The organism is Pseudomonas brassicacearum (genome assembly GCF_009601685.2).
Lineage (GTDB): Bacteria > Pseudomonadota > Gammaproteobacteria > Pseudomonadales > Pseudomonadaceae > Aquipseudomonas > Aquipseudomonas kilonensis_B.
In genome coordinates, this window is sequence record NZ_CP045701.2 from 3,316,390 (window position 1) to 3,333,588 (window position 17,199).

16 protein-coding genes are annotated in these 17,199 nt (G+C 62.5%); 1 reads left to right on the forward strand and 15 read right to left on the reverse strand.

Annotated features, from left to right (window positions below):
* Positions 1–76: 76 nt before the first annotated feature.
* The 7 genes from GFU70_RS14370 to GFU70_RS14400 form a co-directional block, all read right to left on the reverse strand.
* Positions 77–3,172: an MdtB/MuxB family multidrug efflux RND transporter permease subunit gene (locus GFU70_RS14370; RefSeq protein ID WP_058546003.1), complete on the reverse strand. Its 3,096-nt coding sequence runs from the start codon at positions 3,170–3,172 to the stop codon at positions 77–79.
* On the reverse strand, positions 3,169–4,485 hold the full coding sequence (locus tag GFU70_RS14375; protein WP_058546004.1) for an MdtA/MuxA family multidrug efflux RND transporter periplasmic adaptor subunit: 1,317 nt from the start codon (positions 4,483–4,485) through the stop codon (positions 3,169–3,171). The genes GFU70_RS14370 and GFU70_RS14375 overlap by 4 nt, the downstream gene beginning before the upstream one ends.
* Before the next feature lie 177 nt (positions 4,486–4,662).
* A complete protein-coding gene (gene tpx / locus GFU70_RS14380) occupies positions 4,663–5,163 on the reverse strand; it encodes a thiol peroxidase (protein WP_046065784.1) in 501 nt (166 codons plus the stop codon).
* A 297-nt stretch (positions 5,164–5,460) separates the two neighbouring features.
* Positions 5,461–6,132 carry a DUF3313 domain-containing protein gene (locus GFU70_RS14385; protein ID WP_058546005.1) on the reverse strand — a complete coding sequence of 224 codons (672 nt, stop codon included), beginning with the start codon at positions 6,130–6,132 and terminating at the stop codon, positions 5,461–5,463.
* Positions 6,133–6,224: 92 nt separating this feature from the next.
* The gene (locus GFU70_RS14390; protein WP_058546006.1) at positions 6,225–6,719 is read right to left on the reverse strand and encodes a hypothetical protein; all 495 of its coding nucleotides are present in this window, start codon (positions 6,717–6,719) and stop codon (positions 6,225–6,227) included.
* 99 nt (positions 6,720–6,818) lie between these two features.
* The gene (locus GFU70_RS14395) at positions 6,819–7,316 is read right to left on the reverse strand and encodes a GNAT family N-acetyltransferase (RefSeq protein WP_058546007.1); all 498 of its coding nucleotides are present in this window, start codon (positions 7,314–7,316) and stop codon (positions 6,819–6,821) included.
* A gap of 178 nt (positions 7,317–7,494) precedes the next feature.
* Entirely contained in the window at positions 7,495–8,475 is a 981-nt protein-coding gene (locus GFU70_RS14400) for a LysR family transcriptional regulator (protein ID WP_153388280.1), read from the reverse strand.
* A gap of 140 nt (positions 8,476–8,615) precedes the next feature.
* Between GFU70_RS14400 and GFU70_RS14405 the strand changes: the two genes are divergently transcribed.
* On the forward strand, positions 8,616–8,795 hold the full coding sequence (locus tag GFU70_RS14405) for a hypothetical protein (RefSeq protein WP_153388281.1): 180 nt from the start codon (positions 8,616–8,618) through the stop codon (positions 8,793–8,795).
* 6 nt (positions 8,796–8,801) lie between these two features.
* On the opposite strand, the gene GFU70_RS14410 is transcribed toward GFU70_RS14405, so the two are convergent.
* From GFU70_RS14410 to GFU70_RS14445, 8 genes are read right to left on the reverse strand one after another with little or no spacing between them, the layout of a single operon-like run.
* Complete coding sequence (locus tag GFU70_RS14410; RefSeq protein WP_153388282.1) at positions 8,802–9,746, reverse strand: peptidylprolyl isomerase; 945 nt, start codon at positions 9,744–9,746, stop codon at positions 8,802–8,804.
* Entirely contained in the window at positions 9,743–10,222 is a 480-nt protein-coding gene (locus GFU70_RS14415) for a YbjN domain-containing protein (RefSeq protein WP_058546010.1), read from the reverse strand. Before GFU70_RS14415 ends, GFU70_RS14410 begins: the two co-directional genes overlap by 4 nt.
* A 22-nt stretch (positions 10,223–10,244) precedes the next feature.
* Positions 10,245–10,892: a hypothetical protein gene (locus GFU70_RS14420; RefSeq protein WP_058546011.1), complete on the reverse strand. Its 648-nt coding sequence runs from the start codon at positions 10,890–10,892 to the stop codon at positions 10,245–10,247.
* Between the two features lie 15 nt (positions 10,893–10,907).
* Positions 10,908–12,599 (reverse strand): putative porin, encoded by a 1,692-nt coding sequence (locus tag GFU70_RS14425; protein WP_153388283.1) that lies wholly within the window; start codon positions 12,597–12,599, stop codon positions 10,908–10,910.
* Between the two features lie 38 nt (positions 12,600–12,637).
* The gene (locus GFU70_RS14430; protein WP_116642183.1) at positions 12,638–13,342 is read right to left on the reverse strand and encodes an energy transducer TonB; all 705 of its coding nucleotides are present in this window, start codon (positions 13,340–13,342) and stop codon (positions 12,638–12,640) included.
* 2 nt (positions 13,343–13,344) lie between these two features.
* On the reverse strand, positions 13,345–13,770 hold the full coding sequence (locus GFU70_RS14435) for an ExbD/TolR family protein (RefSeq protein ID WP_003201710.1): 426 nt from the start codon (positions 13,768–13,770) through the stop codon (positions 13,345–13,347).
* A gap of 10 nt (positions 13,771–13,780) precedes the next feature.
* On the reverse strand, positions 13,781–15,580 hold the full coding sequence (locus GFU70_RS14440; protein ID WP_116642181.1) for a DUF2341 domain-containing protein: 1,800 nt from the start codon (positions 15,578–15,580) through the stop codon (positions 13,781–13,783).
* Positions 15,581–15,597: 17 nt separating this feature from the next.
* Entirely contained in the window at positions 15,598–17,160 is a 1,563-nt protein-coding gene (locus GFU70_RS14445; RefSeq protein ID WP_413468862.1) for a ShlB/FhaC/HecB family hemolysin secretion/activation protein, read from the reverse strand.
* Between the last annotated feature and the right edge of the window lie 39 nt (positions 17,161–17,199).

Here is a 17,199-nt window from a genome sequence, read left to right on the forward strand (position 1 = left end):
CCTTCGGTGAGTGCTGCGCACTCAAGCGGGGATAAATCCCCTCGCCACAAAAACCCGCTGCATTCCAGGGAAGAGGTCATACCTGCACCTCATTCGCATCAGGCCTGGCAAACCGCCGTCCCAGCCGATCGAAATACAGGTAGATCACCGGGGTGGTGAACAACGTCAACACCTGGCTCACCAACAACCCACCGACCATCACCAAGCCCAGGGGCTGGCGCAGTTCGGCGCCGGAACCGGTGGCGAACATCAGCGGTATCGCGCCGAACAAGGCCGCCAGGGTGGTCATCAGGATCGGACGGAAGCGCAGCAATGCAGCCTGGTAGATCGCCGTCTGTGGGTCCATGCCCTGGTTGCGTTCGGCGTCGAGGGCAAAGTCGATCATCATGATCGCGTTCTTCTTGACGATGCCGATCAGCAGAATAATGCCGATGATCGCGATCATGCCCAGGTCATTGCCGCTGAGGATCAAGGCCAGCAAGGCGCCGATGGCCGCCGAGGGCAAGGTTGAAAGAATGGTGATCGGGTGGATGTAGCTCTCGTACAGCACGCCCAGGACGATGTACATGGTCACCACCGCCGCCAGGATCAGCAGCAAGGTACTCGACAGCGACGCCTGGAATGCCTGGGCTGCGCCCTGGAACTCGGTCTGCACGCCCACCGGCATGCCGATGTCCCGCTGGACCTTTTCGATCAGATCCACCGCGTGCCCCAGGGCCACGCCCGGCGCAAGGTTGAACGACATCATCACCGCCGGGAACTGGCCGATGTGGGCAATCGCCAGTTGCGCCTGGCGTTCTTCGACCCGGGCCAGGCTCGACAGCCGCACCTGCCCGCCGTCGGTGGTCTTGACGTGAATCTGGTCCAGCGCCTGCGGCCCGATCCGCTCCCCGGCCTGGGCCTGCAACACCACGCGGTACTGGCTGGCCTGGGTGTAGATGGTGGATATCTGCCGCTGGCCGAAGGCGTCATACAGCGCATCGGTGATGTTCGACACCGAGACGCCCAGGCGCGAGGCAGCATCGCGGTCGATCACCAGGTAGACCTGCAGGCCCTTGTCCTGCAGGTCGCTGGCCACATCGGTCAGCTCCGCCTGTTGGGCCAGGGCTTCAACCAGGCGCCCGCTCCACAGGCTGAGCAATTCGGCGTCCGGCGACGACAGGCTGAACTGGTATTGGGTCCGGCTGACCCGATCTTCGATGGTCAGGTCCTGCACCGGCTGCATGAACAGGCGAATGCCCACCAGCCGATCCAGTTGCGGCTGCAAGCGGGCAATGATCTCGGTGGCGCTGTCATCCCGTTCGCTGTGGGGTTTGAGGTTGATCAGCAGGCGACCGCTGTTGAGCGTGGCGTTGTCGCCGTCCACACCGATGTAGGACGACAGGCTCTGCACCGCCGGGTCCGCCAGGATCACTTTCGCCAGTTGTTGCTGACGCTCGCTCATGGCGGCAAAGGAGATCGATTGCGGCGCCTCGGAAATGCCCTGGATCACCCCGGTGTCCTGCACCGGAAAGAACCCCTTGGGCACGGCCAGGTACAGCACCACCGTCAACACCAGGCTGCCCACCGCCACCAGCAGGGTCAGCGGCTGATGCTTGAGCACCCACTGCAACTTGCGTCCGTAGGCGGCGATCAACCAGTCGATCCAGGCGCCGCTGGCGCGGTAGAAACGGCCCTGCTCCGCTTCCTTGGGTTCACGCTTGAGCAAGCGGGCACACATCATTGGTGTCAGGGTCAGGGACACCACCAGGGAAATCAGGATGGCCACAGCCAGGGTGATGGCGAACTCGCGGAACAACCGCCCCACGACATCGGCCATGAACAGCAACGGGATCAGCACGGCGATCAGCGACAGCGTCAGGGAAATCAGCGTGAAGCCAATCTGCTTCGCGCCTTTGAGCGCGGCCTGCAGCGGGCTGTCGCCCTCCTCGATGAAACGGGCGATGTTCTCCAGCATGACGATGGCATCGTCCACCACGAAACCGGTGGCAATCGTCAGGGCCATCAAGGTCAGGTTGTTGATGGAGAAACCAGCCAGGTACATCACACCGAAGGTGCCGATCAGCGACAACGGCACGGCCACCGAGGGAATGATGGTGGCGCTGACACGACGCAAGAACAGGAACGTCACCATGACCACCAGGGCGATGGCGATCAGCAATTCATGCTGCACGTCGGTGACCGACGCGCGGATGGTCTGGGTACGGTCGGTCAGCACGGTGACATCCAGGCCGGCCGGCAGGTTGTCGGTGATGCTTGGCAGCAGGGCCTTGATCCGATCCACCACTTCGATGACGTTGGCTCCCGGCTGGCGCTGGATGTTCAGCAGCACGGCCTGGTTTTCGTTGGCCCAGGCGGCAAGGCGTTCGTTTTCGGCGCCGTCGACGATCTGCGCCACGTCCTTGAGCCGCAGCGGCGCACCGTTGGCATAGGCCAGGATCAGTTCGGCGTAGTCCTTGGGCGAGGTCAACTGGTCGTTGGCGTCGAGCATCGAGACCCGGGTCGGGCCATCGAAGTTGCCCTTGGGCTGGTTGACGTTGGAAGCACCGATCAACGTGCGTACATCGGCCAGGTTCAGGCCGTTGGCCGCCAAGGCCTCTGGGTTGACCTTGATTCGCACGGCCTGGCGCTGGCCACCGGCGATGCTGACCATGCCGACGCCGCTGATCTGGGCGATTTTCTGCGCCATGCGGGTGTCCACCAAGTCGTTGAGCTTGGGCAGCAGCATGGTCTTGGAGGTGATAGCCAGGGTCAGCACCGGGGTGTCGGCCGGGTTGACCTTGTTGTACACCGGCGGCGCCGGCAGGTCCTTGGGCAGCAGGTTGGTGGCCGCATTGATCGCGGCCTGCACCTGCTGCTCGGCGACGTCCATGTTGATGTCGAGGTTGAAGCGCAGGGTAATCACCGAGGCGCCACCGGAACTGGTGGAGGCCATCTGCGTCAGGCCCGGCATCTGCCCGAACTGGCGCTCCAGGGGCGCGGTCACCGCGCTGGTCATCACATCGGGGCTGGCGCCCGGGTACAGGGTCATCACACGGATGGTCGGGTAATCGACCTGGGGCAATGCCGACACCGGCAGCAGCCGATAGGCGATCAGGCCGGCCAGGATGATCGCCAGCATGCTCAGGGTGGTGGCGACCGGGCGAAGGATGAACAGCCGCGAGAGATTCATGCGCCGCCCTTTTTCGCCTTGTCAGCCGCGACCGGCTCAGTGGGCACCGCTGCGGACTTGCCCTGCAAGTGTTCGGTCGGCGTGGCAGGCACTGCCTGGCTGTCGCTGACCACTTCTACTTCACTGCCTTCCTTCAAGCGATCGGTGCCTTCGAGCACCACCCGGTCACCGGCGGCCAAACCTTCGGTGACCACGGTGTTCGCGCCGTCGCTGGCACCGATCTTCAGTTTTTTGATGGTGACCTTCTTGTCGCCATCCAGGGCATAGACGAAGGTGCCGTTGGTGCCGAACTGGATGGCCGCCGTCGGCGCCAGGGTCACGCCTTTGAGGGTGTCCGCCAGCAGGCGGACATTGACAAACTGGTTGGGGAACAGCGACTGGTCGCGGTTCTCGTAGCGGGCCTTGAACTTCAAGGTGCCGGTGGTGATATCAATCTGATTGTCCAGGCTTTGCAGCACACCGCTGGCCTGCAGCTTCACATCGCTCCGGTCCCAGGCTTCGACGGGCAGTTTCGCCCCGCTGCGGTAACGGGCGAGCACCGTGTCGAGGTTGTTTTCCGGCAGGGTGAACACGACGTTGATGGGTTGGGTCTGGGTGATGACCGCCAGGGACGTGGTGTCGTTGGCCGCCACCAGGTTGCCGGTGTCCAGTTGCCGCAGGCCGACCCGCCCGGAGATGGGCGCGCGGATCTTGGTGAATTCGAGGTTGAGCTTGGCGTCATTGACCGCCGCCTGGTTGGTCTTGACCGTGCCCTGGTACTGCCCCACCAGCGCGGCGGCGGTGTCGAGGGTCTGCTTGGCAATACTGTCTTCAGCGTACAGGCCGCGATACCGCTCAAGGTCTACCTGGGCGTTTTTCAACTGGGCCTGGTTCTGCAACAGCGTGCCTTCGGCCTGGAGCAAGGCGTTCTGGTACGGACGCGGGTCGATCTCGGCCAGCAGGTCCCCGGCCTTGACCATTTGCCCCTCTTCGAAGGCGATCTTGACCAGTTCGCCACCCACGCGGCTGCGCACATTGATGGTATTGAGGGCCGTGACCGTGCCCAACGCCTTGAAGTACAGCGGGAAATCGCCGGTCACCGCCGGCGCCACCCGCACCGGAATCGGCCCCGTCGCCCCACCGAACCCTGGCCGCATGCTGCCCGAGCGCCCCACGTGCCCCGCCGCCGCTTTCTCCCCTGCTCCAGGCTTCTGCGCCGAGCCACTGGGCCAGAACTTCCAGGCCAGCGCCGCGACGACCAATACGATGAACAGGCCAAACAGCCAGCGAAGGGAATTGCGGGAAACAGAGGATTGCATGGAGTGATCAACCATTGGGCGCGTGGACTTCTTTTACGGGAGGCTGAACGATAAGCACTGACGGGTGTTTAGCAAAGCGCCTTTACCGGCAATTTACGTTGGGCTTATCTGGCACATAGTCGGCTAACGCCTTGAAGCACAAAAGAAAACGGCCTGGACAGGGCCAGGCCGTTAACAATTGTAATAAATACCTTATTTCAGAACGGCCAGCGCAGCGTCGTAGTTCGGCTCCTCACCAATTTCCTTGACCAGTTCGCTGTGCAGCACAGTGTCGTTTTCGTCCAGCACCACCACGGCACGGGCGGTCAGGCCTTTCAACGGGCCATCAGCAATTGCCACGCCATAGTCCTGGATGAACTCGGCGCCGCGCAGGGTCGACAGGTTCTGGACGTTTTCCAGGCCTTCGGCGCCGCAGAAACGCGCCTGGGCGAATGGCAGGTCGGCGGAGATGCACAGCACCACAGTGTTGGTCAGATCATTGGCCTGGGCATTGAACTTGCGCACGGAGGTGGCGCAAGTCGGCGTGTCGACGCTTGGGAAGATGTTCAGCACTTTGCGCTTGCCGGCGAAGTCTTTCAGGGAAACGTCCGACAGATTGCCGGCAACCAGGGAAAAGGCTGGCGCCTTGGAACCGGCTTGTGGCAACTGGCCGTTGACTTGGACCGGGTTGCCTTTGAGGGTGACTTGAGCCATGAACGGATTCCTTCTGACAGGTTTGAAAATGGTGAGGCCGGAGTTAACCACGAAATGCCTGCGCGACCTACCGCTGGACATAAAAAGTCGTAGCTTCGCCATCCTGTGTGGGCGCTGGCGAAGGCTGCGATCTTTTGATCTTTTGATCTTTTGATCTTTTGATCTTTTGATCTTTCACTTGGGATTCAAGTGTCTTTGGAAAGATCGCAGCCTCGTTGCACTCGACAGCTCCTACATGGCTCCTACATGACTCCTACATGCTCCTGCACAGCTCCGCTCCCATAGGGGGATTCGTGGCTATTTGGCCTTGAATTTCAGAAACGACTGATGCAAATCCGACGCCCAGCCATCGATGACCCCTTTGACGTCATCGGGCTTCATCACCTGGGACTCGTTGGACAGCGGCTTGCCCGTGCCTTTGCGCACCACTTGTGCGACCACCGCGTTGTTGCCGCCGTCGAGAAAAACCGCTTCGGTACCCAGGGTGGTTTCCTGGTCGCGAATGCCGCTGGCCGTGCTGACAGCGGCCGCCACCAGCGCAATCGGGATCACCTCATACGGTTTCAAGCCTTCGGTCTTGCTGCTGACAGCGGTGATGGCCGCCCGCATCACCAGAACGCCCGGCCCTGGACTGGTCGCCAAGGGCAAGGATTTCCCCGCTTCGCGCTTGAGGGCCTGGTCGTAATAAGCGGTGATGCCCGACAGCGTGGCCTGGGGGATCTTCGCGGTCGGCTGCGGCTTGGGGTAGAGCTGCGTCGGCTCGATATACAGACTGGTGTACTTGCCCGGATCGATCTTCGGATCGACCCAACGCATCACCACGGCCCCCGACGGCGACTTCTCCTCCTTGAGCCGGCTGTAATCACCCAGGAACCCGGAGTACTCATCCGGCTGGGTAACTTTGCTGGAGCAACCCGCCAAGGCGAGCGAGGCGATGCAAACAGTGCCTATCATCGACGAAAACTTCATGCTGTCACTCCTATAAGCCACACCAGGCGGGGCCGGAACTACAGGTATAGCCGATGGGCAGGTTTTTGCCTGCTCGGAAAAGAATGCATGATTCAGTTGCGCTCGCGCGGTATCAGGCTCTGCAATTGTTGTGCAAGGAAGTTGGCATCGAAAGCAAACGTATCGGGGTCCTTCAAGCCGTTGGTCCGACGCCATTGCCATTGCGTCGATGGCGGTTGGCAAACCAGGGAAATACTGCCGTGACGGGTCGCGGCAAGGCCCATGATCGACAAGGATATCTGCCCGCCCGCGCCCATCACCTCCGGCACGAACTCCACCGGTTTCCCGGTAATGGTCAAGGTCAATTTTTCCGTCTTGAAACTGGATACCTCTACCGGAACGCTCGGCCCGTGAGCCACATACCCCTCACGGCTCAACGTCAAAAGACCGGGCGCCAGGACTGGCGCCAACCATTGTTCGATTTGTCCATACAACGCCTTGATCTGCTCGGCCCAAACAGCCGACTGGGCCTGGTGCAATTGTTTCTTGTGCGCTTCGCTGTCGGCGTAGTGACGAAGCATCTCGCCCAATTGCTGTACGTCGTCCATGGGCCGGTCCTCGATTAAGGGAGTACTGCGAAACGCGATGATGACAGGTTCAAGACGTTGGCGTACGTAAAAGCCCTCTTTGCCTGCGCGACGGATCCTTCAGCGCAGCCGCGCCATCGCCAGGGTGTCCACCCAGCGCCCGTCACGCACGGCATAGTCGCGCATCAGGCCTTCGGTTTCGAAGCCGAACTTGCGGTACAGCCCGATGGCCGCCTCATTGTCCGCGTAGACCGTCAGCTCGACCCGCCGCAGGTTCATCCAGTTGTCCGCGACCTCCAGCGCGGCGGCCAGCAGCATCGAACCCACGCCCTTGCCCTGCCAGGCGACAGCCACGCCCATGCCGAGGCTGCCGCAATGGGCACGCCGCACGCGCGAAAACTGCTCCAGCCCCAGGTTGCCGATGACTTCACCCTCGTGCAGGGCCACCAGCTTCAACAAGCGCTCGTCTTCCATTGCCAGGCGCTTGCGCCAGATTTCGGTGGACTGGAACGGCATCTGCAGCACCTGGCGAGTCACCGCCGGATCGTTGTAGAGCGCGGTGACACCGGCGATATGGGCTTCGGTGAAGCGTGCGAGGGTGATCGATGATTCGGACATGCGGCTCCTCCCTGGAGGCGTGACAAGGCCGATCACTATAAGCCGTGCCAGGCTCTAGGGCGAGCCTGTGAGAGCGAGCCTGCTCGCGATGAGGCCCTTTCAGCCGGCGTCGGTGTTGAATGAAAGACCGCTATCGCGAGCAAGCTCGTTCCCACAAGAGGGAGACTTCCTTTTTCGGTTATGTTTGGAACCAATCCCGGCGCTCATCCAGCGTGTGATGGATCAGCTCACGAAGCATCTGCACCTCTGGCGAGCCTTCGGCCTGGACATTGACGGCCATCCACAAGTACCGCTGCATCGACGGACCGAATATTTCCGGCAAGGCGACCAGGCCTCGGTCGAAACGGCTCATGTACAGCGGCAACAGGCCGATGCAGGCGCTGCAGCGAATCATTTCCAGCATCAATTCGTAGGATTGCACCTGCACCACGCCGGCCCGGCGCTGGTCTATCAGGGCGTTCCACGGGGCAAAGCCATCTACGTGTCGGTCCGTCTGCCATTGCACCAGCATGTAGTCGTTCAGGTCGTCCAGGCAATCCGGGCGTGTGGCCGATCGTGAGTAACGCTTGGCGATGTGCGGCACATAGTCCAGGCGCGCCAGTCGGTCCGCGGGCAACGTAGCGAAGCTCGGCCCTGACACCGACACGTGGGCATCACTCAACCAAAGCACCAGATCGGCGCTGACGGCTTGCAGCGCCAGTTCACTGTCCAGGGTGATGATCTGCAGTCGCACGCTGGCATTGCGCCGTAGCAACGAGATCAGGTCGCGGCCCAGGATGTCATGCAGAATCGACTCGGCCACGGCGAGGCGAATCAACGGTTGATCGTTCAGCGGCGGGGCACTTTCGTGGGCCAGAGTGATCAATCGCGCCTGCAACTGCCGACCTTCACGGGTGAGGGTCAAGGCGCAGCCCTGGAAGCTGAACAGCGAGCGTTGCAGCCGCGTCTCCAACTGCGCCAACTGCTTGCGCAGCCAAGTTGCCTTGACGTTGAGGCTACGGGCCGCTTGCATGAAGCAGCCGCAACGGGCACTGACCAGAAAACACTGCGCCACCTGCGGCTCGATACCGCCGGCCAATGTCAGCCAGGGATCGGGGACACGCAATGGCGTGCGGTATGCGGTGACAGCCTGGCGTCCTGCGGGCTCGGTGAAGGTCATGGGTGACTCCCTGTCGGTTGTACGAATGCGTGGAACTGTGTAGGAACTGCGAAGAAACTGCGAAGGAACTGTATGGGAGCTGTGTAGGAGCTGTGTAGGAGCTGTCGAGTGCAACGAGGCTGCGATCTTTCCAAAGACACTTGAATTCCAAGCGAAAGATCAAGATCAAGATCAAGATCAAGATCAAGATCAAGATCAAGATCAAGATCAAGATCAAGATCAAGATCAAGATCAAGATCAAGATCAAGATCAAGATCAAGATCAAAAGATCGCAGGCTTCGCCAGCTCCTACAGGGCCCAGCGCGAGCTTGTGGGTGTAGACCTGCCTAAAGCCCCTCCTCCAGCACCTTGCTCAACTGCGCGCCATCGATGCTCAACGTCGCCGTGTCGAGCATGCCATCCAGGTAGGCCTTGGCGATCTGTTCCTGGCGCTGGGCGCGCAGGGCCTGGGTCAAGCGTTCGCGGACCTCGTCCAGGGTCGCTTCCCGGGCCGGCTGTTGTTCGGTGAGCTTGATGACATGAAACCCCGCCGGGCTCTGCACCGGGTCCGACACCGCGCCGACCTTCAGGCGCGCCACCGCATCACGCACCGGCGGGACCAACTGCTGCAACGGTTGCAAACCACTGTCACCGCCGCGCTCGGCACTGGTGCGGTCCTGGGAAAAACGGCTGGCCAGCTCGGCAAATTCAGCGGGTGACGCCTGGGCCTTTTTGCTCAGTTCCAGCGCTTGCCGGCGCACCGCCTCTACGGTTTGCGGCTCGGTGGCTGCCAGAAAAATCTGGCTGACGCGGTACAACGCCGGCGCGGTCCAGTTGGCTTTCCCGGCGTCGTAAGCCTGCTTCAACTCGTCTTCACTGGGGTACCCGGCGGGCACCTGGCTGACCGACTGCAAGTAGTCGCGAAACACAATCTGCTCAGCCGCCGCCCGCGTCTGGCGCTCCACCTCGGGCCGCTCGCGCCAGCCTTGGGCATCGGCCTGTTCCAACACGGCTTTTTCCGCCAGGCGGGCACGGATCCAGCCTTCCAGTGCTGCCCGATTGCCACGCATTTGCTGGCGAACTTCGGGGGCCAGTGCGGCCAGCAGTGTCTTGAGTTCATCGGGGCTGACGTGCTGGTTGCCCAAGCGCGCCAGGCTCGGCGATTGAGCCGTAGCAACGCTGACGGTCTTTACCGCGGCGACCGGATCGCTTCCCGGCCGCAGGCCCAGTACCAGCGCCACGGCGAGCAGGCCCAGCGCTGCGGCGCTGATGACGAACGTCGGCTTCTTCACGATGCGACGGCCTCCTCCGATGGCGCCTCGACGGGCTCGGCCGGGGTTTGCAGGCGCGCCGCGTTCTGGCTGTACTCACGCAGGTAGACAATGAACTCCTGCAACAGGCGATCCCACAGTTCCAGGTGGCTGCGCAAATGATCGGCGCTCACGCCTGCCGCGACCACCACGTCCATTTCCATCACCAGGAATTCGCCCTGCAGCGACAACCGGGCAAAGCGGCGCGAGGCGTTCCACAACTCTACCAATCCCGCTGGCAACTCGCCCTGTACCCGCAAGGCACAGCTGAAGGTGAAGTCCAGGTATTGGCCCGCTGTCGGCGCAGGATTGCCCAAACGCACGGCAAAGCCGATGCCCTGGCTGGCGCTGAGCAGTTGCACGATGCCGTTCTGCTCGGTTTCGTTGACCCGATAGCCCGCGGCCTGCAACCACTCGGTCAAGGATTTGGTACCCACATGTTCAATCATTGAGGTCATGCTCGCTTCTTCCTTGTTCTGTTCAGTGAGTGATCGAGGCCTGGGGCGCATCGAAACGGTTCTTGTAGAGATCATCGCCAAACCCCTGGGCCAGCTCTTCGAAACGCACCCGGGCCTTGGCCGCGAACGGCTGGCGGATCTTCACGATGTCGGTCACATCAATGGTTTCGTAGGCATGCAGCAGTGTCTTGGCGACTTCGTACATTTGTTGATTCTTGACCGAACATTGCTGCACTTGTGTGTCACGCTCGGTCAATTGCCCCTCCAGACGGGCGCGCTCGGCCTCTTTGCCACGGGCCAGGACCAACAGTTCTTCATAGGCTTTCTTGAATTTGCCAATCTGCTCGTTGCTCGCCGCCACCTGGGCCTGGGCCTGGTTTTGCAGGCTTTGCTGGTGCCCGGCCAGTTGTTCGGCCAGGGCCTGGGCCTTGGTCAATTGCGCAGTCAACTGCTTGATCTGCGCCTGGGCTTCTTTGGCCTGGCTCTCGGCCGCCCGACGAGCGGCGCTGGCCTGGGCCTGCTCGCTTTGCAGGGTTTGCAACTGGGCAGTAGTGCTACGCAGTTGGGCCCGCAGCCGCTCTTCCAGGCCTTCGCCGTGAGCCACGCCACTGAGCAGCAGGCCCAGCGTCAGCAACGCTGCCGGGCATGGGTATTTGGCTCGCCTTTTCATGAGGCCTCCCTGCGCTTAAAAGCGCGTGTTGATTTCAAGCTGCAAGACATCGATGTCGTACGGCGCGCCGTACACCGCTTCGGAACTCAACCAGCGACCGGTGGCGAAGACATTGCTCGCCAGGCCATAGTTGCCGCCCAGGAAATAACCCTTGGCGTTGGTGCCACCCAGATGAAATGACGAATCGTTGAAGCCGTCCGGCAAGGCATCGGGCTGGATGTACTTGTAGCCGGCGAACAGGTTCCAGTCGCCTTCGCGCTTGAGCTCCAGCGAGTTGCCAAGGGTGAACTGCAGCATCCAGGCGTTGGCGCCGCTTTCCACCTCGCCGTTCTCGTCCAGGTTGTTGGCGAACTGCCCCGCGGAGCGCTTGCGCATCTCGCCCTCGTCGTAGCCCAGGTTGTGGACGTAGTGGGCCTGGCTGCGCAGTTTCAGGTCTTCGGGCAGATCGGTGTCCCAAGCAAAATTCAGGTCCAGCAGGTTGAATTCCGAGGCCAGGCCGACGTATTGCGGCTGTGGCGTGGTGGACGGGTTGAGGGGGTTAGGCGTGATGTCGCGCAGCAGGAACACGGTGTTGCCCTTCTGCATGAACGCCACGCGCGAACCGTCGCTGTCGCAGCCTGGATCACCGGCCCAAGGCTGGCACGGCGAAGAGCGCTGGCCTTCGATGTCGTCGAAGCGGTAATAGGCCAGGGCCCCCTTGATCCGGTTGCTGTCGTTGATGGCCCAGTTGGCCCCCAGTTGCGCACCGTACAGCCACTTGTTGTCGCTCTCCTCCTTGTCGCTGCCATTGCTGGTGCTGGTGTCGTTGGTGTACTCCACCGGGAACGCACCGACCGTACCGAACACGCCCCAATCCTGATTGAGCTTGTGGTTGAAGTTCGCCGCCACGCCATCGAAGTTCAGATCACCGGAATACAACAGGTCGGTGGAGAAAAACGGGTTGGCGAAACGCCCGCCGGTCAGGGTCAATTCGTCCGATGGCTTCCAGGTCAGGTAGCCCTGGTCGAGCCAGATGTCTTTCTTGCCAAAACCGCCACCGAGGGTCTGGGTGGTGGACACCGGGTTGTTGTCCGAGCCGGTGCCGATGCGGATACCCGCGCTCCATTGCGGGGCAATCACCGCTTTCATACCCAGGCGTGCACGCAGGCGGAACAGGTTCTCGCGGTCTTCGCGGGTGTTGAGCAACGGCGGCAGACTGGAGCTGCTGTTAGGGTTGACGTCGTAGGGCCCCTTGTCATTGAGCCGGGCGAAGTCGACGATTTCGTTGCTGTTGGTGCCCGAGTAATAGCGCGACTCATCCCGCAGGCGAATGTCGCCATCGAAACTGATGCGCGAGACCCAGTCCGGAAAAGTGTTGGGCTGGGCCCAGTTTTCCTGCTTGGCGGTGGCCATGACTTCAGCCTTGACCTGGTCGCGGATCTGTTCACGCACGATGTTCGGCACGTATTGCACCCGCACGTCCCCCGGCGCACCGGCCGGCGCTGCAGCAACCGCCGTGGCCGCCTGGCGGGCCTGCACGGCTTCCCGTTCAGCCTGGGCGATCAAGCCATCGGCCTGGTCCTGTTTCAACACGCCCTGCTGCACCAGCAGGCGGATCAGATTGATCGTGGCGTTTTCCGAAGGCGCCGGGGCCGCGGCCGCTTGCCCGGCCAGGCTCAAGACCACCAGGCCGATCGCCCACGACAATCGATTCACATTGGAAATCATCTGCACACAACTCCTGTTGGCAAACTTCAAATAATCGGTTAACCCGGTCGCCGTCCCTGCAAGGACAGGCGCACGGGCAAGGTCAGGGAGGCCGGTGGCCGTTCACTCAAATGGGGCGCGGCACGCAGGGCGGAAATCACTTGCTCGTCCACTTGCCGGGTGCCGCTGGACTTGACCAGCTCGACCCGGGTGATTTCGCCCACGGCGCTGAGCCAGACATCGGCCTGCAGCGAGAACGCCAGGCTGCGCAGCTCAGGGTTTTCCCGCAGCAAGCGCTGGAAGGTGAACGCCAGGAACTGGCTGTAGGTGCCATTGCCCAGGCGTCCGCCCCCTGCCCCGGCCATGCCGCCGCCCTTGCCGGCACCGATGTTGAAGGCGTCGTTGCCGGACTGGGCATCGCCGTCCATTTGCATCGGGTTCGCCAGGTCATCGACCGGCGACGGCGGTGCCTCTTCCTCGGGCTTGACCTCTTCGGGTTCCGGGGTCGGCTCTGGCTCGACCACCTTCTCCTCGACCTGGGGCTCCGGCTCCTTGGGTTTCTCCGGCGGTGGTGGGGGCGGAGGCGGCAGCGGGATAATGGTCGGCACCTTGGGTGCTTCACGGCGCACGCCGCTCATGTCGTTGGCCCACTGCCACAGCAGCCAGGCCGCCACGGCACCCAGCAGCAGGCCCGCAGTCCACTTGAGCAGGCGCAACGGCGAGGTCTTCACCGGGGGCGGATCGATGGGGAGTCTGGCAGTCATGATCAGCCCTGGCTCGGTTTGCCGGTCACCAGACCGACCTGGGACAGTTCCAGGCGCCGCAACAGGTCCAGCACCTCAATGACTTTCTGGTACTGCACCGTCGCGTCGCCGCGCACGATCACCGGGAAGTCCGGGCTCTGGGCCTTTTCGATGCGCAAGCGCTCCTCCAACTCGGCCAAGGTCACCGGGTAGGCATCAAGGAACACCTGCCCGCCGTCGTTCACCGAAATCGCCTTGGTCTTGGCCTCGGACAACGACACCGAGGCACTGGCCTTGGGCAGGTTGATCTGGATACCCGACACCTGGGCCGTGGCCGTGAGGATGAACATCACCAGCACCACCATGAGCACATCCACCAGCGGCGTGATGTTGATGCTGTCGACGGCGGCATCATCGTCGTCATCATGTGAAGCGTTTACGCTAGCCATGGCGACACCCTCAGACCGGTACGGACGATTGGACGTGATGATTACGGCGATGCGCCGCCTCACCGGACTGCCCTTCGCCGTGCATCTCTGCCAGGCGGGTGATGAACTCGTCGACGAAGACCCGCATGTCGGCGCTGACTTCCTTGTTACGGGTGATCAGGCGGTTGTAGCCGAACAGCGCAGGGATCGCGACGAACAGGCCCATGGCGGTGGCGAGCAATGCCGCGGCCATGCCTGGGGCGATAGCGTTGATGTTCACGTCACCGGCCATGGCCGTGCCGAGGAACACCACCATGATCCCCAGCACGGTGCCGAGCAGGCCGATGTACGGGCCGCCGGCGATGGCGTTGGACAGGGTCGAGAGCTTCGAACTGAGCTGCTGGTTTTCCCGGGTGCGCACGCCGTCCATGGAACAGCGGATCGCTTCGATGGTGGCCGCCGACACCGACGAAGTGTCGGCGCCCTGCTCGCGGCGGGTGCGAATCTCCTTGACGGCCACCAGGTACAGGCGCCACAGCGACGAGTGTTGCAGGTGCTGGGCGAGGTCCTGGTCATCGGCGAACATTTCCAGGCGCGTGCCGATCTTGGCGAACTGTTCGCGGAAGGCTTCGTTGGCCGCGCTGAGACGGCTGACCATGCGGTTCTTGCGGATCATGATGATCCACGACTGGAACATCATCAGCACCAGCACCGCGATGATCACCCAAGCGTCGAGCGGCACGGCCTTGAGCAAGAAGCCCAGGCTGCCGAAACCGAAGCCGGACTGTTCTTCATCGACCCCGTAGGCCACCAGTTTCGACTCGGCGCCCTGGGCATTGGCGTCGGCCAACAACAGTGGCGCCGGGCGGGCGACCTTGGACAGGCGCGCTTCGTCCATGGCCCCGCCAAATGGCGCGAAGTCACCGTCAGCGACATCAGCCCCCAGGGCAATGGCCGAATTGAACGCCGGCATCGCCACGGCGAGGCTCGCGGTTTCACGCCCATTGACGTACAGCACGACCCGGTCGCCCGAGGCGGTCAACGCCAGATGCTGCCACTGACCGGGGTTCAAAGGCTGGGTCGAGACCGCACGCTGGTCATCGATCGCTACGAACGGCACCCCCTGGTTCACACCAACCAACAGGCTGGTGTCGGCTTCACGACGGGCCAGAATGATTTGTTCGCCACTGGCCTGGTCCTGGCGCAGCCAGGTGCTGAAGGTGAACGCCGCGCCGGCACTGTGTTGCAACGAAGCGCTGGCAGGCAACAACAGCGGCTGGCCGTTGAACTGCAAGGCTCGCCCGATCACGCCGTCGATGCTGACACCGGCCGCGCCCTGGGCATTGTTGCCGTAGGCCGTGGTGTCCCGGGGCGGTACGCCGGTGGCGCCGTCGAAGTGGTACAGCGCGGTGTAGTCCGGGTCGAACGTCAACTGACCGCTGCCTGTGGCCGGCGCCTTCTGGTTGCCGTAATACATCCACACGTCCTGACGCTGGCCACCCTCAACGTTCGGCACATCGACCCAGATCAGCGCCATGCCCATCAACGGGTCGAAGCTTTCGATCTGGTGATTGAACACGGTCTTGTCGTCGGCACTGACGAAGCGCAGGTCCGAGCCGTCGTCCTTGACGCCGTCAAAAGTAAAGTTGCCGGTGTGCAGGCGCACCAGCAGTGCCGTGCGGCCCAGCGCCTGATTGATCGCCGCGCCCTGGGGCGTGGTGTCCACCGAAATCTGTTTGCGATAGTGCCAATCGTCCTGCCACCAGGCGTTGGCGGTCGCCGGAAGCACCAGCCCCAGGCAGATAAACAGGGATAACAATAAGCGTTGCATGGACATGACTCCTGGGTTCAAAACGTCGCTTGCAGGTTGAAGTGCAGGCGCGATTCCTGTTTCGAGGTGTTCGGCCCTTCGAGCAGCGGATAGCCCCAATCGAGGCTGCCGGATAACCATTTGCTCAGGCTCGCGCGGGTGCCGAGGCCGACGCTGGCGAGGCTGTAGTCGGCTTCCTGGTCGGGCAGTTCGTCGCGCAGGTACAACTGCGCGCCTTCGGCGAAGGCATAAAAGCGCCACTCCTGGATGTAGCTGCCGAGAAACTTGGCCAGGGACGGAGTGCGCAGCTCCTGGGACAGCAGGTAGCCGTCATCACCGGTGCGCTCGGCGGCCAGGTAGCCACGCACCGAAGTGGCGCCACCGGCAGAGAATTGTTCGTTGGAAACCAGCGGCCCGGAGGCGAGTTGGAAGGCGGCCTTGGAGGCGGTCTGCCAGTCGTTGGCAAAGGTGAAGGTGTAATTGCCGTCGCCCTTGAGCACGGCGAAGCTGGGGCTGGCGCGGTAGCGCTTGTAGTCGAACTCTTCGTCGGAGCTGCCATAGCCCAGCAGGCTACGGGTACCCGCCACCAGGCTCAGGCTGAGGCCCAACTGGCTTTTTTCGGTGTAGCGAAAGCCGTTGTAGGCGAAGGTGAATGGTGCGTACTTGAGCGGTGCCTTGTCGCTGGCCCCGCCCAGGTTGAGCTCTTCCTCGAAGTCCTTGAAATCCACCCCGACCGAGAAGCTGTTGGCCCATGCCCCACTGGACGGCAGGTTGTAGATTGCCGACACCCCGTAGGAATGCCCTTTACCCAACACGTTGCTGCCGCCGACGGTTGCCACGTTGCTGTCGGATTGGTAACCCGAGAACTGCACACTCCAGCGTTCGCTCAGCGGCGCGGTATAGGAGCCCGACCAGACCTTGGCGTTTTCGGTGTCCTGGGGCGCGGTGAAGAAGGTCAGCGACACGCTGTGGCCCAGTTGCCAGAGGTTGTTGTAGCCCAGGCTGGCGACCGTGCGCAGCTTTTCGGTGTCGGCGCTGTAGTCGTTGTTCAACCCCAGGCTGGCCTGCCAGGGGTTCTGGTCTTCGACCTGCAGATCCACATCCATCGTCCCGGGGCGTTGGCCTTCGCGCACCAGCGGCATCACCTGGCGCCCCGGGGTCTTGTTCAATAGCGCCAGTTCTGCCTGGACCTGGGCGAAATCGGGCACCTCGCCTTCCTTGAGCGCTGGCACGTCATCACGGATTTCGACGGGCGAGTAATGCTTGGCCCCCACCACCCGCACGCGGCCGATCTTGGTCTCGCTGACTTGCAGGTAGACGATGCCGTCTTCGACTTTCTGCTCCGGCAACTCGACGAACACCGATTGATAACCGCGGGCCTGATAGGCCTTTTGCAGGGCCTCCCGGGCACCTTCGATGTCGCTCAAGGCCTTTTGCGGACCGAGGAACGGGTACACCGCTTCCTCAATGGCCCGGGCATCGAGCACGGTGTTACCGCGCACGAAGTACTCGTTCACGTCCACCAACCGAACCGGCGCCGCTTCGGCCTCCTGCCCTCCTTCGGCAGCGAATGCCGACGGCCCCCCGACCGCCAGCAGCAACCAGCCCCACAGCGCCGGCCGCGATTTGAAGAAATGCTC